This is a genomic window from Prevotella sp. khp7, assembly GCF_900109055.1.
Taxonomy (GTDB): Bacteria; Bacteroidota; Bacteroidia; order Bacteroidales; family Bacteroidaceae; genus Prevotella.
Window position 1 is genome coordinate 286,804 of record NZ_FOIV01000003.1, and the last position, 21,055, is coordinate 307,858.

At 45.9% G+C, this 21,055-nt stretch carries 16 protein-coding genes and 1 tRNA gene; 11 read left to right on the forward strand and 6 right to left on the reverse strand.

Annotated elements, in window-relative coordinates; genetic code table 11:
• Window positions 1-16: 16 nt before the first annotated feature.
• Window positions 17-2,575: an endonuclease MutS2 gene (locus BMX82_RS08055; protein ID WP_091767707.1), complete on the reverse strand. Its 2,559-nt coding sequence runs from the start codon at window positions 2,573-2,575 to the stop codon at window positions 17-19.
• 185 nt (window positions 2,576-2,760) lie between these two features.
• Here BMX82_RS08055 and BMX82_RS08060 point away from each other — a divergent pair.
• From BMX82_RS08060 to BMX82_RS08070, 3 genes are all read left to right on the forward strand, one after another.
• Window positions 2,761-2,845, forward strand: a tRNA-Ser gene (locus BMX82_RS08060).
• A gap of 226 nt (window positions 2,846-3,071) precedes the next feature.
• Window positions 3,072-3,635, forward strand: coding sequence for a flavin reductase family protein (locus tag BMX82_RS08065; RefSeq protein WP_091767710.1), 564 nt, complete (start codon window positions 3,072-3,074; stop codon window positions 3,633-3,635).
• A 23-nt stretch (window positions 3,636-3,658) separates the two neighbouring features.
• Complete coding sequence (locus BMX82_RS08070) at window positions 3,659-4,159, forward strand: hypothetical protein (protein ID WP_036910371.1); 501 nt, start codon at window positions 3,659-3,661, stop codon at window positions 4,157-4,159.
• 385 nt (window positions 4,160-4,544) lie between these two features.
• Here the strand turns inward: BMX82_RS08070 and BMX82_RS08080 are convergent, their stop codons facing one another.
• Together BMX82_RS08080 and BMX82_RS08085 are read right to left on the reverse strand one after the other, a co-directional pair.
• Complete coding sequence (locus BMX82_RS08080) at window positions 4,545-4,733, reverse strand: fluoride efflux transporter FluC (RefSeq protein ID WP_091767716.1); 189 nt, start codon at window positions 4,731-4,733, stop codon at window positions 4,545-4,547.
• Window positions 4,730-5,128 (reverse strand): FKBP-type peptidyl-prolyl cis-trans isomerase, encoded by a 399-nt coding sequence (locus BMX82_RS08085; protein WP_036910466.1) that lies wholly within the window; start codon window positions 5,126-5,128, stop codon window positions 4,730-4,732. Before BMX82_RS08085 ends, BMX82_RS08080 begins: the two co-directional genes overlap by 4 nt.
• Window positions 5,129-5,223: 95 nt before the next feature.
• Between BMX82_RS08085 and BMX82_RS08090 the strand changes: the two genes are divergently transcribed.
• Window positions 5,224-5,718: a methyltransferase family protein gene (locus BMX82_RS08090; protein ID WP_091767718.1), complete on the forward strand. Its 495-nt coding sequence runs from the start codon at window positions 5,224-5,226 to the stop codon at window positions 5,716-5,718.
• A gap of 15 nt (window positions 5,719-5,733) precedes the next feature.
• Here the strand turns inward: BMX82_RS08090 and BMX82_RS08095 are convergent, their stop codons facing one another.
• Entirely contained in the window at window positions 5,734-6,462 is a 729-nt protein-coding gene (locus BMX82_RS08095; RefSeq protein WP_091767721.1) for a peptidylprolyl isomerase, read from the reverse strand.
• A gap of 231 nt (window positions 6,463-6,693) precedes the next feature.
• On the opposite strand from BMX82_RS08095, the gene BMX82_RS08100 reads away from it, so the two are divergent.
• From BMX82_RS08100 to BMX82_RS08110, 3 genes are read left to right on the forward strand one after another with little or no spacing between them, the layout of a single operon-like run.
• Entirely contained in the window at window positions 6,694-6,939 is a 246-nt protein-coding gene (locus tag BMX82_RS08100) for a hypothetical protein (protein ID WP_036910381.1), read from the forward strand.
• A 5-nt stretch (window positions 6,940-6,944) separates the two neighbouring features.
• Complete coding sequence (locus tag BMX82_RS08105; protein WP_091767724.1) at window positions 6,945-7,508, forward strand: hypothetical protein; 564 nt, start codon at window positions 6,945-6,947, stop codon at window positions 7,506-7,508.
• Between the two features lie 2 nt (window positions 7,509-7,510).
• Entirely contained in the window at window positions 7,511-8,008 is a 498-nt protein-coding gene (locus BMX82_RS08110) for a GNAT family acetyltransferase (RefSeq protein WP_091767727.1), read from the forward strand.
• Between the two features lie 22 nt (window positions 8,009-8,030).
• Here the strand turns inward: BMX82_RS08110 and BMX82_RS08115 are convergent, their stop codons facing one another.
• Together BMX82_RS08115 and BMX82_RS08120 are read right to left on the reverse strand one after the other, a co-directional pair.
• Window positions 8,031-8,567, reverse strand: a complete 537-nt coding sequence (locus BMX82_RS08115; protein WP_177172053.1) for an NADPH-dependent FMN reductase — start codon at window positions 8,565-8,567, stop codon at window positions 8,031-8,033.
• A gap of 34 nt (window positions 8,568-8,601) precedes the next feature.
• A complete protein-coding gene (locus BMX82_RS08120) occupies window positions 8,602-12,579 on the reverse strand; it encodes a two-component regulator propeller domain-containing protein (protein WP_177172054.1) in 3,978 nt (1,325 codons plus the stop codon).
• Window positions 12,580-12,802: 223 nt separating this feature from the next.
• On the opposite strand from BMX82_RS08120, the gene BMX82_RS08125 reads away from it, so the two are divergent.
• From BMX82_RS08125 to BMX82_RS08140, 4 genes are read left to right on the forward strand one after another with little or no spacing between them, the layout of a single operon-like run.
• Window positions 12,803-13,807, forward strand: coding sequence for a glycoside hydrolase family 43 protein (locus BMX82_RS08125; RefSeq protein WP_091767735.1), 1,005 nt, complete (start codon window positions 12,803-12,805; stop codon window positions 13,805-13,807).
• Between the two features lie 25 nt (window positions 13,808-13,832).
• Window positions 13,833-15,842, forward strand: coding sequence for a hypothetical protein (locus BMX82_RS08130; protein ID WP_091767738.1), 2,010 nt, complete (start codon window positions 13,833-13,835; stop codon window positions 15,840-15,842).
• Window positions 15,843-15,869: 27 nt separating this feature from the next.
• Window positions 15,870-19,184 (forward strand): SusC/RagA family TonB-linked outer membrane protein, encoded by a 3,315-nt coding sequence (locus tag BMX82_RS08135; RefSeq protein ID WP_091767741.1) that lies wholly within the window; start codon window positions 15,870-15,872, stop codon window positions 19,182-19,184.
• A 22-nt stretch (window positions 19,185-19,206) separates the two neighbouring features.
• Window positions 19,207-21,054 carry a RagB/SusD family nutrient uptake outer membrane protein gene (locus BMX82_RS08140; RefSeq protein WP_036910394.1) on the forward strand — a complete coding sequence of 616 codons (1,848 nt, stop codon included), beginning with the start codon at window positions 19,207-19,209 and terminating at the stop codon, window positions 21,052-21,054.
• Window position 21,055 lies beyond the last annotated feature (1 nt).

Consider the following 21,055-nt stretch of genomic DNA (forward strand, 5'->3'; position numbering starts at 1 on the left):
TGTCAAGAGGGTAAAATCAGTCTAAATCGACTACTGTAATGCCTGCTCCACCAAACTGGACATGCTCGTCGCGGAAGTGTGAAACGTTGGGAATCGTGCCTAAATATTGGCGTATCAACTGGCGCAATACGCCCGTTCCCGTGCCATGCAGAATTCTTACTCTCGACATGCCTACGAGTATGGCATCGTCGATAAAGTAGGTCACGGCATTGATGGCTTCATCGCCTCGCATACCACGAACGTCAAGATCCTGATGGAAATTCATCTTTCGATTGTCTATCACGTCGCGTGTGTCTCGTGATACGGTGGCGTATGATCCCGCAATATTATTGTTGCGCTCTTCTGCCTTGGTTGTATGTTGTTTGGGTTTCTCTGCGTGTTCCAGACGATCAGCACGCATCTTTGTTTTCATACCACCAAAGATGACGGTAGCCATTTTGCCATCAACGGATTCTACTTCACCAACAGACGAGAGTCCTTTGATTCTTACAGTGTCGCCAGCTACTATAGGTTTGTTATCCTCGACTTTTGCTTTTGGGGCTGGTGCAGATACGGGACTGTCAGCCTTGTTGGCTTTCTCTTGCTTACGCTTTTCTCTACGTTCCTTGCGCTCCTGTATCTGACGGATCTTGCGGGCTATTGCTTCGTCGTTGTCTTTCGTGTCAATATCTGTCAGTTCCTCTTTAAAGGCGTTCAGCTCTTCGCGCACCAGTCGTGTGCGCTCTTTCTCAGCTTGTGCTTCCTTGATCTCACGAATGGCGTTTTCGATTTTCTTGTTGCTTTCCCTCAGTAGTTCTTCTGCTTGCTCCTTAGCCTTGCGCAGTATTTCCTTACGCTGGCGTTCAATCTCATTAAGTTCGTCTTCGTAACGGTTGATCTTATTCTCCAGCGATTTCTCGTGCTGATGTATGGTTTGGCGTTTGCCTTCCCAGTAGCGCTTGTCGCGCACGATATCTTGCAGATACTTGTCGCTTTGGATGTAATCTGAGCCTACGATGTCTGAGGCTTCGCGGATTACCTCTTCAGGAATGCCTGTTTTTCGAGCTATTTCGATGGCGAATGAAGAACCGGGCTGTCCAATGGCTAACTGGAAGAGTGCTTGCATCTCATGACGGTCATACAGCATGGCGCCATTTACAACTCCTGGATGATCCTCTGCAAAATGTTTCAGATTCTGGTAATGAGTGGTTATCACGCCAAACGTCTGTTTTTTCCAGAACTGGTTCAGCATGGCTTCTGCGATGGCGCCACCAATGGTAGGTTCAGTACCACTACCGAACTCGTCTATCAATAGCAGCGACTGGCCATTGGCCTGTTTCATCATCTGCTTCATGTTCATCAGGTGGCTTGAGTAGGTCGAGAGATCGTTCTCAATGCTCTGTTCGTCGCCTATGTCTATAAGGATGTGTTTGAAAACACCACATGTAGAACGGTCGCCAATGGGTATGGGAAGGCCGCATTGCAACATATATTGTAGCAATCCTGTGGTCTTCAGGCATACAGACTTACCACCAGCATTCGGACCAGAGATAATCAATATGCGCTTTTGCTGTGTCAGGGTGATGTCGAGCGGAACCACTTGTTTCCCCTGTTTTTCGAGCGAAAGCTGCAAGAGTGGATGTATGGCGCGGATCCAGTCTATGTGGGGCTTGTTCTCTACCATTGGCTCAAAGGCCTTTGTCAGTCGTGCCCACTCGGCCTTGGCTTGTATCAGGTCTATCAGAGCCAGAAACTGGTATGAGTCAAGGATATCTTTCACATGAGGGCGTACCTCATCGGTAAATACGGTCAGGATTCTGATTACCTCCCTTCTTTCCTCAGCTTCCATCTGGCGCACCTTGTTATTAGCCTCAACCACCTCTGTTGGCTCAATGAATACCGTCTTTCCAGTAGCCGATTCGTCGTGTACGATACCGCTTATTCTGCGTTTAATCGATGGAGCCACAGGAATTACCAGTCTGCCGTCGCGCATGGTGGGGGCGGCATCCTTGTCGACCAATCCGTCTTTCTGGGCACTGTGTAATATACTATATAATGTACGCGAGATGCTACCCTGAGTCTTTTCCAACTCATGACGTATGCTTGCCAGCGTCATCGAGGCCGAATCCTTGATTTTCCCGAATTTGTCGAGTATGGAGTCTATCCTGCGTATCATTGCGGGGAAGGTCATTACGCCCTCTGTCAGTCTGTGCAAGGCAGGGTAGGGGTATCTCATCTCTCCGCTAGCCGACTCTTCTGCTCCCTGTTCCAGATAGTTCACCATGCTGACGATAGTGCCCAGTGAGCGACGCAAGTCCCATACCTCGTCTTCCTCCAAGTGAGTACCCTCCATACGTATTCTGGTCACAGCAGCCCTTACATCGAAGAAATACTGCATGGGGAGATCGTCTTTTTCTTCCTTCAGCCTGCGGAATTCTCTTACCTGTGTCTGCCATTCGTTGATGGCATCACAATCAGTAGAGAAAGCCATCTCGTCAACTTTCTCCTTGCCTAAGGTGCTCAGGCAACGCTCTTTCAGCAGCCTTCTTATCTCATCGAAACCGAGCTTGTGCTCAAAATTGCTAGGGTAAATCACGCTGCAAAGGTACGAATAAGCGAGCGATTATCCAAATTTATTCGGGAAAATCCGAGCGAGAGTGCCTTCTAACCATGCTCAAAGGTGCGAATTTTAAGCTGGAGATGCAAAAAGTTGCCGAAAAATTTGTTTGTTCCGAAAAAAACATGTACCTTTGCACCCGCTTTCGAGACAATCAGAGCACTGGAGAGATGGTAGAGTGGTCGATTACAGTAGTCTTGAAAACTACCGTACCGAGAGGTACCGGGGGTTCGAATCCCTCTCTCTCCGCAAAGAGTTCAATGAGTTAATCGTTGGACTCTTTTTTTATGTTCGGGAAGCGGACAATCATCAGATGGGGAGTAAACTCCGACTTTAAACCTTGTAAAGTCATACTTTCCTTGGAGTAAAATTCCGATTAACGCCAAATCATAAAGTATTGTAATTGTGAATACGAAAATATGAATAATTGAGGAATAATTTGTATCTTTGCCCGTGACAAAATACAAATAGGATTATGAAGAGTTTCAAATCTACTGCGTGGCTGTTGCCACAACCTGTGCTGATTATCGGTACTTATGACAAGGATGGTAGGCCCAACGCCATGAATGCTGCCTGGGGCGGTCAGTGGGATATGCACGAAATCATTATCTCGCTTGGCTCTCACCAGACAACCGATAATCTGGCTGTTAATCCAGAGTTCACAGTTGCCTTTGCTACTGCTGAGACGATAGTTGCTTCTGACTATGTGGGTATTGTCAGTGGTAGAAAAACTCCAAATAAGATGGAGAAAACTGGCTGGATAGCAGAAAAGGCTCCCAACGTGAATGCTCCCGTATTCAAGGAGTTCCCGATGACGCTTGAATGTCGCGTAAAACAGAAGATCGATGAAAGCGAGACAGGCTATTATCTCGTTGCTGAAATCGTGAATATCCTCTGTGACGAGAGGTTCTTGGCTGAGGATGGAAAACCCGATGTGGAGAAGATGAATCTGATAACCTTCAATCCGATACATCACACATATATTCAGCTTGGTAAGACCGTTGGTAAGGCCTTTTCAGATGGTCAAAAGTTGAAATAAGGCATTCTTAATGTTATATTATTATGGATAATTTCATTGAGGCATTACTGAGCGAGAAGACTGATAGAATACCAGCTGAATACGATTGGTTTGCACCGCTAATAGGAGACTGGGCCTGTGATTATTATGACGAACCCGAGAAGGGATTTAAACGACACGTCAAGGGAGAGTGGTTTTTCCGCAGAATCCTAGAGGGCACAGGCGTACAGGATATATTTATTTTCCCGTCGCGTGCCACCAAAGAAAACGAGCCGCAGCCCGATGGAGAATACGGCTCTTCGTTTAGAATGTTCAACAAGGTTGATCGGTGTTATGACGTTGTTTATACTTGCGATCATTCGATGAAAAGACTATGCTTCACCAAGCAGGGTGACAAACTCGTTGGTAAAGTGCTGTCTGAGGAGAATGCCTTCTGGATTTTCTCTGACATAACAGAAGACAGTTTTCATTGGGAAAACGTAAGAATCAGCGATGGTAATGAGAAATTCTTAGTCTGCGAGATATTTGGAAAAAGGATAGGGTAACTGTATCAGGCCAGAAGTGCCCGCCTGTCGTTATTCCTGTTTTGGGAATATTATCTGATTATCTTCGCTTTTTGAAGGTTTGTCATGTCGTCCCAGAATTCAGATGCCTCTACGTCGTTGAAGCCTCTAGATGAAAGCTCGAGGAGAATGGAATCCAAGAGTTGTACCTTTGATATATTTAAATCTTGATCCACATCGATGGGGTAAGTTAGAATGTCGCCCAATGAGCCAATGTGAGTATTCGTAATGGTAATATCACCATTTACAGACCTAACCTTAATACGTCTGTTAGTGCCATACTCAGGTTTAGTCTGCTGTAGAATCTTAAAGAGCGGTGAACTGCTGTATTGTTCTGAATCTACGGATAAGATAAGTTCTTGAAGGGTCATAGCTTCACAATTTGATATCCCAGTATGACGGCTATGAGACCGAGAGCAAAACTTGCCAATGTATATAGAATCGCAGAGATAATAGCACCATCGCGTTCTAAAAGGAAATTCTCGTTCATGAACGTTGAGAACGTGGTGAAACCGCCACAGAAACTTCCGATGCAAACTAAAAGTAAATCTTTCATGCGATAGCTATTAGCTCTATTTCAAAAATAAGTGTTGAGCCTGCGGGAATGCCAGGCTGGGAGAATTTACCATAGCCCATTTCGGCTGGGATGTAGAGCTCCCATTTATCTCCGATGTGCATTTGTTGGATGGCGATGATCCACCCCTCAATGAGGTCGCAGAGACGACATGCTAAAGGCACTCCGCCACGACTGCTGTCAAACTGCTTACCGTCGATAGTCCTGCCTGTATAATGGGCTGTTATAATGCTTCGAGCTGTTGGCTTTGCGCTATTTTGATTGCCCTCTCTCAGAACTTTGTAGTAAATTCCTTTTGGAAGTGCTTCCACACCTTCTTCCTTAGCTTTCATCTCCAACCAATCCTTGTTGGCCTGTATGTATTCTCGCTTTGCCATAATCATAAACTATCCTAATTCTCGCTGCAAAAATACGAAAATAATAGGAATAATAAGTATCTTTGCAAGTGAAATACTGAGATTATAAAGAATTAATGATGAACAAGTCACATTTATTTGGCTACCTGCTGGGATTGCTTGTCTTTGTAATCGGCATTCCTGCTTTGATGTGGTTAGTGTCTGGACGAGCATGGCCATATGTTCCTGATTCCGCATTATTGTGTGTTGTTTCCGTGTTACTTGTCGTCTGCGGACTGGCTCTGAGCATTTATAGCATAGTCTATATGCGTGTTGTCGGTAAAGGTAATCCTTTCGATGCCTATGGTCATGAGGTGGCTCCGCGAACGAAGAATCTGATGACGGACGGACCGTATCGTCTGTGTCGTAATCCAATGCTTGTAGGTATCTATATCTATGATGTGGGGGTTCTCGTCTGGCTTTGGTCGCTGTTGCCGCTGCTTATTGTTTTGGCAGAGGTTATTTTGCTAACGCTTCAAGTTCGTAGTGAAGAACAGCGGTTGGAGAAGGACTTCGGGCAGGAATATCTTGATTATAAGAAACGAGTAGGGAGATATGTGTTCAGACCATGAATAACTTTGCTGTTATTATTCAATAACGGTCATTTTCATTTCTATGTCATCTACTGGCCTGTCAGTGCGTCCCGTGGCTGTGGCTTGTATCATCTCTACAATCTCAAGACCTTCTTCGACTTCTCCAAAGACGGTATATTGACCGTCTAGATGGGGCGTTCCGCCAATGGTCGAATATTGTTTCAGCTGTTTGTCTGTCAGTCCTTCCTTGCCCACCTTGTTCTCAGCCTCTACAGCTAGTCTGTCTTGAAGCTCCTGGAGTCCTACACGATTCCTTTCGCGACGCATTTGCATAATCTCAGTACGATGCTCAGAGGCAAGGGCGTTAAAGGCATCTTGTATTTTCTGCATTCTTAGTTGTTTGGAGAATTGGCGGAGCTGACCCTCATTATAAACCTGTCCCCATACAATATAAAATTGTGAGCCACTGCTACGACGTTCGGGGTTCACCTCGTCACCCTGTCGTGCAGCGGCCAGAGCCCCGCGCTTATGTAGCAGGTCAGGTTTTATCTCAGCTTCCAGTGTGTAGTCTGGACCACCCACGCCCAGCATTTTCCCAGCAGGAGCCCCTTTAGAGTCTGGATCACCGCCCTGAATCATGAAGTCTTTGATTACTCGATGGAACAACGTACCATCATAATATCCCTCCTTTGCCAATTTTATAAAATTGTCACGATGGATGGGAGTCTCGTCATACAGGCGAACAATAATGTCGCCAAACATTGTCTGTATCTTAACTTTCATGGCTGCAAAGTTACAACTTTTTCTGCTGCGAATCGCGTTAATTTACACGAATTAATATAGCAATTCATTTTTTAAGAAACACTATGCCCTTGTTTCTTCTGGCGAGAAGTCGTTTGTAGCATGGAGCGTTATCTTATTGCCATTGTTAAAGGCTCAACTTTTGTTAATTATGAAAGCAAAATTATGAATAGTTGAGCGAAAATGAGTACCTTTGCCAGTCAGATTCTTAAAATGATAACAAAGGATAGTATCGAGACCGCTTATAGTTTCCTGCATCAGAAACAGCGAATCTATGTTCATTCAACGCTTGATTGGCAGAGAGATGACATAGAGATGGCTATTGCTAGCTATGCAGATGACATGAGTCGGGAACTGTATGATGCCATCAGTGGTGGCAAGGTTTGCTTCCTCCGTGATCACAAATGTTTTCAGGAGGATATTACCAGGGCTGTAGAGATACTTGAGAAGATGCTATAACGAATATGGAGATTTTTAAAGAACCGCTCGGCAGCGATGGAAAATGCTTGCTAGAGCAAGAATTGCGTAAAGACCTGCATCAGTTTCTGTTGAGTATGAATGAGGTGGATGAACGTCTGCCAGAGTGTCCCGATGTGGAAGAGAAATGGGAAGAGATTGCTAAGGCCTATATTCCTGACGGTATCCGTGAGTTTCAGGACTATCCCTCAGCCTCGCTTGGTTGGATGATGTATATTGGTATGGCTCTAGCCAAAATGTGGGACACGGAATGGGAAATCTACTCAAAAATTGACGATCTCTATACCTATATGCGCGACAAGCGGGGATATGACAGTATGGATGAATATATCCGTGAAGATGTCTTACTGCTTCAAGGCAATGACTACACAGTCTTGGAAAAGATGGTGGGTGAGTGTGCCTCACGCGTCTATAATGCTCTGATGCGTCAACGTTTGGAACCAGGCACAAAAGATGCCTTCTATGCTTATGTGGCTTGTTTGCATCAGCTTTATCTGATGGGAGCTGCCATGCAGTTGAAGCGGATGGGATATCATATGACAAATATGTAAATATGGTTATCAGAGAGGCAAGAGCGGGTGACATGACTGAGATATTGAAAGTCATGGAAGCTGCAAAGAAGATTATGCGACAATCTGGTAATATGCACCAGTGGGGAGATGGCTATCCGTCGGAGACTGTCATTATGAATGATATGGAGAAGAATGGTGCTTTTGTTATTGAAGACGATGATGTGGTGGTTGGCTATTTCGCTTTCCTTCCCTCTCCAGAACCTACTTATAATAAGATTTATGAAGGAAATTGGTTCGAAGAATCGCTGCCATACCATGTCGTTCATCGTATAGCCAGTTATCCTGATGTTCATGGAGTGTTCAGTAGTATTATGGACTTCTGTTTCATGCATGATACGAATATCCGCATAGACACCCATCGTGACAACAAGATTATGCAGCACAACATACAGAAGCACGGCTTCGTCTATTGTGGCATCATTCATCTGTTGTCAGGTGACGAACGACTGGCATATCAGAAGATTGTCAGTGGCTTCTGATAGTCAGGCAGAGTCGTTAAGACTATCCAAGTATGTCTTCTACTTGTTGTTTCAACAGAGTCTTCTGTTCGTCAGTGAGAATAACTATATTATTTGCCCAAGCCTCGGCATTAACCATCAATCCTACTTGATTCGGCATGACTTCTGCGCCTATAAATTCAAGCAGACTAGTAAGTTTTTCTCGACAGTTTTTTGTCTGGTTACGACCGCCAATGCCTGTAAGCGCGACCTTCTTCCCACGGATGGCTATGGCACTGTCACGCTCTGTCGTCATGGGACGTGATAACCAGTCGAAGAGGTTCTTTATTACTGCAGGATAGCTGAAATTATATTCTGGTGAGAATACCCAGAGAATATCAGTGGCAAGCACCTCTTGACGTATACGTGCCAGAATATCAGACGTTGGAAACTCAATGTCTTGATTGATAAATGGTAGACTGGTATAATCCAGTTCTGTGACTTCAGCCTTGTCTCTGAGAAGAACTTTTACGTACTCACTTACTTGGCGATTAAAACTCTGTTTTCGCAATGAGCCGATAACAAATAGCACTTTCTTCATAATTAAATGTCTTTAATTGTTGTAAAAATTATTTTTATCCTTTTAGATAATCGGAGGGTGCAGTGCCAACCATTTTTTTGAATACTTTTGAGAAGTAGTTGGGGTCAGAGAATCCACAACTGTAAGCCGTTTCTGACACATTGTGTCCCTCAGCAATCATCTGGCAGGCTTTTTGGATACGCTTGTGGCGAATGTAGTCTCCTGCCGAGATGTTCATCAGGCTTTTCATCTTTGTGTGCAGAAGACTTCTGCTCATGCCTAACTGTATGGTGATGTCTGTTACCGAGAAGTTTGCATTGCCGATGTTTTCATCTACGAGTTCTATTAGATGCTGTATAAAGTCTTTGTCAATCTGTGTCAGGCTCTCATTGTCCTTCACTGCTTCCTCACCTCCATCGAAGATTCTCTTCTGACGATTCTGTATAAGGCGTAGCAGATTCTCGATTTGCAGGCATAGTGCTTCAGGATCGAAAGGCTTGGAAATATAGATATCGGCACCGTTGCGGTAACCATCCTTGATATCCTCGGGATCGCTTTTTGCGGTAAGTAGAATGATAGGGATGTGGGATGTACCCATGTTGCTTTTCATCATGTTACAGAGTTCCGCTCCTGTCATGTTGGGCATCATAACATCTGACACAACCAAATCAATATCATGGCGACTGATGGCAATGTCCCAAGCCTGCTGTCCGTCAGATGCTGTCACTACATTGTATTGGGTGGTAAATAGCTGTTCGAGGAATTTAAGCATGTCGTCATTATCTTCTACGACAAGCAAGGTGTGCTTGTGTCTTGTAGCTTCTACGGCAACCTTGGCCTTTGATATGGCGTTGTCGGAGATAGCTTCTGTATTCATATCCAAATTGCTGAGGTAATTCTTGACAGACACCAACTCGTTGTCGGACGAGATTTTGGCTTTTTCAGAGAATGCATTGCCTGAGATGTTAAGTAATATGGTGAATGTGCTCCCTCTGCCTAATTCACTCTCAACAGACACGGATCCCTTATGTATCTCAGCCAAACGGCGTACGAGTGCCAGACCTATGCCCCATCCGCTGCTATTCGTGTTGTAACCGCGTTTGGTCTGATAATAACGACTGAAGATATTCTCCTGCTCTTCCTTGATGATGCCAATGCCTGTATCAGAAACTTGCATCTTAAGGTAAAGGTCCGAAGATTCTGGCAATTGGATTATCTCGGCATTAATAGTGATGGTTCCTCCATGCCCCGTAAACTTCATGGCGTTTGACATGAGATTATTGAGAATATGCTCAATATATGAGGGAGAGAACCACCCCTCCTCGCCATTGTCCATACAGTTGGTTATCAGGTTCTGTCCCTTTGATGCGATAGCCTCATTGAAATTATCGGCCATCATTGCAACAAACTCCACAGGATTGCCTTGCTGAACATAGAAAGGAAAATTGTCAGACTCGATTTTATTGAACGTTACAAGCTGGTTTATCAGGTGTTCCATCTTTGAACAGTTGCGTATAGCCATGTTGAGCGATTCACTCACTTCTTTATCCAGTTGGTTGGAACGGATGCTTTTTAGTGGAGCCATGATGAGCGCGAGAGGTGTCTTTAACTCATGTGAAACCATTGTAAAGAAACTTGATTTCGCTTTGTCGATTTCCTCTACCTTTGTCTTCTCCATCGTTGCGTAGCGTATCTTGGCCTGTTCCTTCATGCGCATGTTGTAGAAAAGAAGTCCTCCAACAACCAGGCCAGCGAGACATAGCAGATAGATGATGTAGGCGAGGGTTGAGCGGTAAAAGGGAGCCTTGATGATAATTTTCAAAGTGCGCTCCGGACACATATCCCAATCGCTGTCGCTTGTGTTTGCCCTAACATGCAGGACATAGGTACCAGGGCTGAGCAGATATCCGAAGAAACTGCGCTCTGAGCCTACATTGCGCCATGTGTTGTCAATGCCGTCTACACGAATCTGATATTGTACGCCCTGTACACTCTCGGGCCTGATGACTCCGTATTCAATATGGAAAGAGTGTGATTCTTCATAGGTGAGTGTGATATGGTCAGCATAGTCAATCTGAGTGCTCAGGGGAGAGTCGATGACTTGGCTGAGGGGCATTACCTGTTGGTTGTTTACAATGAGTTTCCTGAAGTGTACCTGCAGATTTCTTGCTTCAGTGTGCATCTTCATGGGGTGAAATGAAATGAGGCCATCAAATGTTCCCATGATAATATGTCCGTCAGATGCCAGGTATGAAGAAGTGAAATTGAACTGATTAACAGGTAATTCGGTGCCAGCCGAGAAGCGTCGTGTGTGCTCATCAGAAAGACGGTGGCAAAAGAGTCCACGATCGGTTCCTATCCAAAGGCAACCTGACTTGTCTTCAACGATGCTACATATCGTTGCCTGCAGTGGCATCCACGTTCCAGCCTGGTGAACCTTACCGCTTTTACTGTCGAGCCAGAATAGTCCATGATTATTTGTTCCAATCCATAAGCGTCCTCTAGAGTCCTCAAGAGCTGTAATGATATAATTGTCATTCAGTCCGCAGCCGCTTTGTCGGGTATAGTTCGTTATCTTATCGTTGCTGATACAGAAGAGTCCGTCGGCCACAGTGCATGCCCATAGTTGGTTGTGTCGGTCGACAAACAGGGAGTATATAAAGGTACCGTCAAGAATGTCGTGTCCCAATGTGCGGAAGGTGTCTGTCTTATCGTCATAATATCTCAGTCCTTCCATGGTAGCCACCCATAATCGTCCGTTTTTGTCGCGGGTGAGATAGAAGATTCCCTCAGAGGTTAAACCTTTGGTGCAGAAGTATTGTGCGGTCTTATGAGTCAGTAGATTGTACTTGAAGAGTCCTTTGAATCTGGTTCCGATCCAAACCTCATTTGCAGTTCTGTCATAATAGATGCTATGTGTGTTCTTATCAAGACTGGGAATGTCATTAAACGACGTGAACTGACCAGATATAGAATTGTAGATGTTTATACCCTGATCTTCTGTTGCAATCCAAAACACACCAGGTGATGACTCGGTAATCATTCGCGGTATGCGTGCTTTCAGTTCACCCTTTGCAGCGCTTGGTTGGAATTGCTTGAACTGGGGTTTCTGACTCAACAGGTAGTCGACGCCGCCGAAATAAGAGCCAATCCAGATGTTATTCTGCCTGTCGGAAAGGATGCTGTATACCGCATTGTCAGAGAGCCCGTCGCTATCATAGCCTTTCTGTGTGAGGATGGTACTGCCATCAGGATTCATCGTCAAAATACCATTCTCAGTTCCAAACCATATACGGTGCTGTTTATCCTCGACAATCACTCTGACAATGCCGCCTGTGAGTTTGTTGGAAGCATAATGCTGCTGAGTATGAGCTTTCAAATCTTTGCAAATAACGCTACCATCGTTACATCCTATCCATAGCCGCTGTTTGGAATCAACTAACAACGGCAGTATGGCAGTATGACTTACAGGCAGTCCGCCATTGATAGTAACATCAAGTGGTTGTATTCTGGTAAGGCTGGCATCCAGTGAGAATATCATCTGGCTGGCCGATACATAGATGTTTCCAGTCTTATCCTTTGACAGCGAAGCAATTGTTCCGGCATTAAGCGAAGGAATCACCAGAAACGAGTCGACATGTTCATCGTACGCAAATAGTTGACCATATCCAGTCATGACGCGACCGTCGTTTGTCTCTACAAAACTGGTGCAGTATCCTCTTACGTTGTAATAACTATGGAAATCATCTGTCTCAGGTCTGTATCTGCTCACGCCATTTTCGGTACTAACCCATAGTCGGTGTTTCGAATCAACAAAGAGTCCATGCACAAAATTGTGGACGAGCGAGTTGTATTGCCCCTCCACATGATAATAAGTCTCAACATTATATCCGTCAAATTTTGCCAATCCGTTACGCGTACCTATCCATATATAACCATCCTGATCCTGCACGATAGCCTCTACTTGCTGGTTGGGTAGTCCATAAGAGGTATTAAGGTGTTGGAACTTGAAATCGGCAGCTTGTATTGCCATACTTATTATGAGCCATGTTAAGATAACCGTTAGATGTCTCATTTGCTTTCAGATTTGTTTTCTGAGTGCAAATATAATGAATAATTTCGAGAGAATCTTGATTTTTGTTCATGATTTCTGTATTTTGAACAATAATACAGATTTCAAAAACAAAATTACCCGCTGCCAATTTGCTTTTTTACTACTTTTGCAGCAGAAAAAACGCTAAAGCCAATATAATTAAATGTATCAGAGAAGAAAGTTAGAATTGACAGCCATGATGGCCGCTATTTCAGTTTTGCCATCATGCAGTACGAATGAAACATGCAATAACCTATTGCCAGTAGAAGTCGAACCGCCATCTCAAGAACAGAATATCTTAACAGAGGCCGACCCGACTATTTTCATGGATACCGATAGCACCTATTATTTGTATGGTACTGGAAGTCAATCAGACAAAGGTTTTCTTGTCTATCATTCGAATGACTTGAAAACTTGGGAGGGACCTGTTGGTCGGAATGGTGGATTCTGCCTTACTGGTGAAACATCGTTTGGTACTATGGGCTTTTGGGCCCCTCAAGTGATGAAGCGTAATGATACCTATTATATGTTCTATACTGCTAATGAACAGATTGCCGTTGCAATGGCTTCTTCACCGCAGGGACCATTTTCCCAGAACGTGAAAAAAATGATTGAAATGCCATGCAAGGCTATCGATCCATATGTGTTTATAGACTCTGATGGTAAGGCATACCTCTATCATGTACGGCTACAAAATGGAAATCGTATCTTTGTTGCAGAGATGACTGATGATTTGATGAATGTCAGGGAAGAGACTGCTACAGAGTGTATCAGTGCTACTGAAGAATGGGAAAACACACAACATGTCACATGGGGGGTGACAGAGGGCCCGACTGTTCTTCATATAGGTGATACTTATTATATGTTCTACTCGGCCAATGATTTCCGTAATATCGACTATGCCGTAGGCATTGCTACCGCATCGTCGCCTTACGGACCATGGATAAAATCAGACTATCCTGTTATTAATCGAGCAAATATTGGCCGTTATGGGACAGGTCATGGCGATATGTTCAAGGATGCACAAGGTCATTGGAATTATGTGTTTCATACCCATAATAGTCTGACCGAGGTGAGCCCGAGGAAGACTGCCTTGGTTGAAATGATTCAAGACGCAGGTACATTTACCGTTAAAGCAGGTAGTTTCTATTATCTGTATAAGAAGTAAGAATTTATAAATCAACCCTATTCATATGTACAAAAGAAAATTCATAACAACAGCCTTGGCTGCTTTGACTATGAGTGCATCTGCTATTAATATCCAGACGCAGATCAGTATCAAACAGCCAGGCAATGAGGCAAAGGTTATCAGCCTGTATGCCGATGGTAACCAGTTGAAAGCCGCTAAGAGCGAGGCGCTGCCTCTGCACATCAGCGCACAGCTCTCAACCGATGGGGCCGACCAGCTTTACACGGTAACCATCAAGGCCGATGCCACAACGTATTACAACTTCGGTGCTCAGCTTGCTACAGGCATCAAGTCGGCTGATAGTGAGTTCTATCTGCCAGGTTTCTGGTATCATCGCAACCTGCGTTCGCCTAAGGAGGCACCTGCTTTCCACACTTCGAAGAGCTGGAATTTCCGTGAGGATCGTCTGTCGTCGCCCATGACCAGTGTGTATGATGAGGCTAACGGAAAGTCGGTAGCAGTGATGCGTACGCTTGACCGTCCGCAGGAGTGTATGACCACCCATCAGGCTGGCGAGATTATCCTGAGTGGTGAAACTTCGTTAGGTTATTTAGGTTTGGATTGTGAACAGGCTGAGGCCAAACTTACTTTCGGCTATCCTTATATTGAGACGCCTAAACGCTACATCCGTAAGCTTACTCTCGCTGCCCCTGTATTTGCTTTCGCCAAAATCGAAAAAGGCGAGACCAAGACTATCCAGTGGCGCATCAGTCAGACCGAAGCTAAGAGCTTTGGCGAGCACGTTACGCTGATGTGGCAGCGTTGCTTCGACAACCTGAAGCCACAGCCCCTGAAGCCACTCTTTACGCCTGAGGAGATGAAGAAGGGTCTGACCAACTATTTCCGCCAGTCGTATGTGAGCAACTATCCCTTGAAGTACAACTCGGGACACACCCTGCTTACCAGCGATTGCAAGCCTTTCCCCGAGGCACAGGTTGGTTTCTGTGGTCGTGTGCTGCTCAATGCTTTCAATGCCATCGAATATGGCGAACTTCATGGCGAGCAGGATCTCGTAACCATGGGTAATGAGATTCTTGAGAGTTATCTGCAACATGGTCTTACTAGTGCAGGTTACTTCTATGATAACGTGAACTTTACCCGCGGTTTCCCAACCGATGATAAGGTGGTTCATTCTATCCGTCAGCAGTCAGAGGGCGTTTATGCCATTCTGTTGTATCTTAAGTACGAGAAAGCGCATGGTCGTCGCCATCCTCAGTGGGAGGCTCGTATCAAAGGTATCCTGGATGGTTTTCTGAAACTGCAGAAGGCCGATGGCAGCTTTGCCCGTAAGTATCACGACGATGGAACCGATGTGGATGGTACTGGTGGTAGCACACCATCATCTACCTCAGCCTTGGTGATGGGTTATCGCTACTTCGGTAAGAAACAGTATCTGGAGGCTGCCCGCCGCACCGTTGACTATCTAGAGCAGAATATCATCTCAAAGAGCGATTACTTCTCATCAACCCTCGATGCAAACTGCGAGGATAAAGAGGCCGCCATTGCTGCCGTTACTGCTACCTATTACCTGGCAGCTGTAACCAAAGGCAAGGAGCGTCAGCGCTATATCGATCTGTGCGAAAAGGCTGCTTACTTTGCCCTGTCGTGGTATTACATGTGGGATGTGCCCTTTGCACAGGGTCAGATGTTAGGCGACTTAGGTTTGAAAACCCGTGGCTGGAGTAACGTATCGGTAGAGAACAACCATATTGATGTGTTTGTATTCGAGTTGCCACACATCGTGAATTGGCTTGGACAGCAGAAGGGTAACCAGCGTTTCCTGCAGATGCACGACGTGATATTTAACTCACTCTCACAGTTGATGCCTACACCCGAGCGCCTTTGTGGTATCGCCGTCCCCGGTTTCTATCCAGAGGTGGTGCAGCACACCACATGGGATTATGGTATGAACGGCAAGGGGTTCTATAACAACCTCTTTGCACCAGGTTGGACAATAGCCTCACTTTGGGAGATGTATTCACCAACCCGAACAGATGACTTTCTAATAAAATAACTTCAAACATTAAACCTAAAAATCAAAATGGAAAAAAGATTAATTGTCTCGTTGGCAGGCGCGGCTCTCTTGATGACAGCTTCGCCAACCTTAGCCGAACGTAAACTGGCTATGTCGGTTCATTCCAACGTCGCTTCTGTCACCCAGCAGGAGAGGGCTGTCAGTGGTCGCGTCGTTGATGAAAGTGGTGAGCCGTTGATTGGCGTCACAGTCAAGGAACTCGGTACAAAGAATGCTGCAGTTACAGACATGGATGGTCGGTTTAGTCTGACTCTCAGTAAGTCTGATGCTCAGATTACATTCACTTATATTGGTTATGTGGATGTTACCAGCCGAGCAGCCAACAACATGACAATCGCGATGAAAGAGGATAAAAACGAACTTAACGAAATCGTGGTTGTTGGTTATGGCACTCAGAAAAAGGTCAACCTTACAGGTTCGGTGGTTTCTGTTGACTTGGCTAAAGAAACAAAATCACGTCCTGTAACTACTGTTGCCCAAGCTCTTCAGGGTATGGCTGCAGGTCTTGATATTCTGCAAGGCTCTGGTAAGCCTGGTGCTGAGAACTTCTCCGTTAATATTCGTGGTGTAGGAACCATGAACGACGCCAGTCCATTGGTATTGGTAGATGGTATGGAGATGAGTCTCTCGGATGTTAATCCGATGGATATTGAGAGCATCTCTGTTTTGAAGGATGCTGCCTCGTGTGCTATCTATGGAAATCGCGGTGCTAATGGCGTTATTCTTGTAACCACTAAGAGCGGAACCGAAGGCAAAGTCAGTGTTACCTATACTGGTCGTTTGTCAATTAATAAACCCTCAAAGCTGGTTCGCTTTATGTCGAACTATGCCGACTATATGGAGATGGTGAACGAGGCCAGTGAGAATATCGGTACTGCAGGAAAATATCCACAAAGCGTGATTGATCAGTGGCGTCAGGCTGAGGCTAATCCCAATGGCATTGCCGAGTCGGGCTATCCCAACTACGTGGCTTATCCAAACACCGACTGGTATGATGAGATTTACCAGACCAAGGTGATGCAGGAGCATGCCATCTCTCTGTCGGGTAAGGATACCCGCACACGTTATAACCTTGGATTAACCTATCTCGATAATCCTGGTATGATTGTTCGCTCTGGCGAGCAAAAGTACTCTATCAACCTGAAGTTGATTTCGGATGTAACAAACTGGTTACAGCTGGGTGCTCAGGTATGGGGTACACACAGCGACCGCGACCGTAATAATGTAGATGCCCTGTCGAGCTGGGAGTTTCTGAAGACCGTTCCAGGTATCTATCCTTACTACGATGGTAAGTTCGGCGGAATCGAGACTTCGGTTGAGGATGGTGCTGCCCACAACCCCATGCAGTTGCTGAATGGCGATGGTGACAGCTATTATAAGACGACCCACGCTTACACCACAACCTATGCTCAGGTTAAGTTCCTGAAGGACTTTACCTTCAAGACAACCTTTGGTTACGACTATTTCAATACCCGTCATAAGTATACCGACGGTCAGAACGAGAGTTATAGCTTCAGCCGTAACGAGGTAGTAGCATCGCCTGCTGCACTCGAGGCGCTCTCAAGCTATATGTACTATCATCACTACTATAACTGGAAGATTACCAACACCCTGAACTGGGCACATACTTTTGCCCAGAAGCACGATGTTGGTGCACTGGTAGGTTTCGAGGAAGGTAAGAACAGCGATGGTAATACCGATGTGAAGAAGATGGGTATGATTGATGCCACACTGACCGATCTGAACACCCTGACGTCGGAGGAATACACACGTGGTAACTTTACCGGTTATACCTATCGTTCATGGTTCGGCCGACTGAACTATGCTTACGATTCACGTTACCTGTTGGAGGCTAACTTCCGTTACGACGGTTCATCACGCTTCTCACCCGACAACCGTTGGGGCTTCTTCCCCTCAGCATCGGCAGGATGGCGCATCAGTGAAGAAAACTTTGCAAAGAACTCATTCCTCAATGTGTTCGACAATCTGAAACTGCGTGCCTCTTATGGTAAGTTGGGTAATTCATCGGTTGATAATTATGCTTATCAGTCGTGGTACGAGACAGGCTATACCACCATGGGTGGCAAAAAGGTACCGCGTTTCTATCTGAAGAATCTGCCTAATATGAACGTAACATGGGAGACAACAAAGACTTTCAACGTTGGTCTCGACTTCAGTACCCTTGGTGGTCGTCTGTCGGGTGTCATCGACTACTACGACAAGCAGACCTCAGGTATCCTCTACCGTCCATCAATCGGACTTATCTTCGGTGATAAGGTGGCTCCTCTACAGAATCTGGCCGGTGTAAGCAACCGCGGTTTTGAAGCAACTTTCCGTTGGGAGGATAAGATTGGCGACGTAACCTATGGCGTAGCTGTCAATGGTTCGTTCAACAAGAACCTTGTAACTGATTATAAGGGTGGCATCATCCAAGGATGGGGTGCCGATCCTAACAATCCCAATCCTAACGTGTACTACTCTAACCTTGGTGAGGTTTCGTCGGGTGGCACACAGCGCCTGGTTGAAGGACACATGATGAACGAGTTCTATGTATATCCTATCTATAGTGGTACAGGTACTTATTACGATGCCAACGGTGTGGTTAACCCTAATGGTGGTCCACGCGATGGTATGATTCGTACTCCCGAGGATCTGAAGTGGGTACAGGATATGATTGCTGCCGGCTACTCGTTTGAGCCACAGCACGCTGTAACTCAGAATGCAATCTGGTATGGTGAGTATATCTACGCCGATACTAATGGCGATAAAGTATATGGTGGCAGTCATGACCAGAAGTTCATGGGCGAGTCGAACGTGCCTAAGTTCACCTTCGGTATGCAGATGCACGCAGAGTGGAAGGGCATCGACCTCTCGATGAACTGGGGTGGTGCCACAGGTTTCTCAACCTACTGGCGTGAGATTGGCCAGAACTCATCTAACGTAGTGTTTGGTTTGAGCATCCCACAGTGGATTGCCGATGATCACTACTACTATGATCCTAACAACCCCAACGATCCTCGTACCAACATCACTTCGAAGAATCCGCGTATGTCGCTCGAGAATCCAAGTATGAGTGATGCGCTTGACAATACATTCCATCTCTATAGCTGTGATTACCTGAAGCTGCGTAACCTGACTATCGGTTACACATTGCCAAAGAACATCAGCAGAAAGATCTATGCCGAGAACCTGCGTGTTTACTTCTCGGGCGAGAACCTGTGGACTATCACTAGCTTCCCCGGACTTGATCCTGAAATGCGCTCTGGTGAGGGTTATGCTACTATGCGCCAGCTCTCATTCGGACTGAATGTAACATTTTAACCATCAACAATGAATAACCAATATGGAAAAGAAAATAATCAATAAAATGTGCCGCAGTCTTATACTGGCTGCCTCGAGTGTCGCACTCACGGCTTGTAATGCCGACTTCTTGGATACTCAACCTTCCGACCGTGTAGGTACCGACTTGGTATGGAGTACCTATAACATGGCTGATGCCGTGGTGAATGGTGCCTACGAACGTTTTTACTGGGAGCAGCAGGGCGAGTGCCCCGACTGGCAGAACTTTGATGCTGCCACCGATGTTTGCGATCTGGATGCTAACTGGGGTGGCTACGACTGGGCCCGTGGCCGTTGTAATGCTACTTACTGGGGATTCAACGACTGGTGGAAGCGTCTGTACGAGGAAATCTATCGTACCAGCAACGTGATAAATAATCTGGATAGATGCGAGGCTATGTCGGCCAGCGAGCGTGCACGCGATATTGCTGAGTGCAAGTTCCTGCGTGCCTGGGCTTACTATCGTGCTAACGTGCTGTGGCGTGGTGTGCCCATCTACACCGAACCCGTAGAGTATGGTGAGGACACCAAGCCCCGTAACACTGCCGATGAGGTATGGCAGCAGATTATCAAGGATTGCTCTGAGGCTATCAACGAGCCCAGTCTGCCTAATAAATATGCTACCTCTGATAAAAACTACGGTCGTGTAACCAAGGCTTGTGCCTACTATCTGCGTGGTCAGGTTTACATGTGGTTAAAGGACTGGGATAAAGCTGCTGCTGATTTCACTGCCATCACTACCATGGGCTTCCAGCTGTTCCCCGACTATAAGAATATGTTCAAGGCTGCCAATGAGCGCAACGATGAGTATATCTTCCAGTATCAGTATACCGATGAGGAGGGTATGGGCTCGCTGTTAGGTCGTACACACGGTAATCGTAATACTTATACCGCCGATGGCTTTGGTTGCTGGAATAACCTGATTCCTAATCCTTACTTTGTTGACTCATACGAATATGCCGATGGTAAGCCATTCAATATGGACGAGGTGTTCCCCGGTTACTCAAAGATGGATCCCAAGGCCCGTTCGGTTTACTTCCTCCGCGATGGTCTTGATCCTAATGCTGCCAGCGATAAGTTGAAGGCTGGCTACCAGCAGATGGTAACCTATGGTGCCGACATGAGTCAGTATGATAAGGATGGCAACGAGGCTCGCATCCTGGCTATCTATCAGAACCGCGACCCACGTATGTTGATGAACTTCATCACTCCATACTCTACTTATAAAGGTGGTTCAACTGCCGACTGCTGGGATTACACCCTGCGCTGGCCTTACATTGGTTCGGATAATGCCGCTCCTTACGATCTGCGTACCGATACCAACGACCGTTTCTACTACCTGTGGCGTAAGTTTGTGCCCGAGGGTCGCGAAACCAAGAATGGCTTGAACAGTGATATCGATACACCAATCTTCCGTTATGCTGGTGCGCTGATTTCATTAGCTGAGGCTTTGAACGAGCAGGGAAAGACCGATGAGGCTGTTAAGTACATCAACATGGTTCGTGCCCGTATCCCCGGACTGGCTTTACTCAATAGCAACGAGTACACCAAGGTAACCGGTCAGGATAATATGCGTGAGCGTATCCGTAACGAGTATGGCTGGGAACTTTGTGGCGAAGGTCAGCTCTATTGGAAGCAGCTGCGTTGGGATACATGGCTCGATCGTAAGTTGGGCACCAACCGCACATTGGTTAGCGAGCCTTCACAGCTTAATGGTGCTAATGGTATGACTGAGATATGGGGTACCAAGCGCTACACCAATAACTACATTGGTGAGCACGTGAAGCTGTTTGCTGTGCCACAGGGCGAATTGGAGCGTAATCCTAATCTCACACAAAATCCTGGTTGGTAAT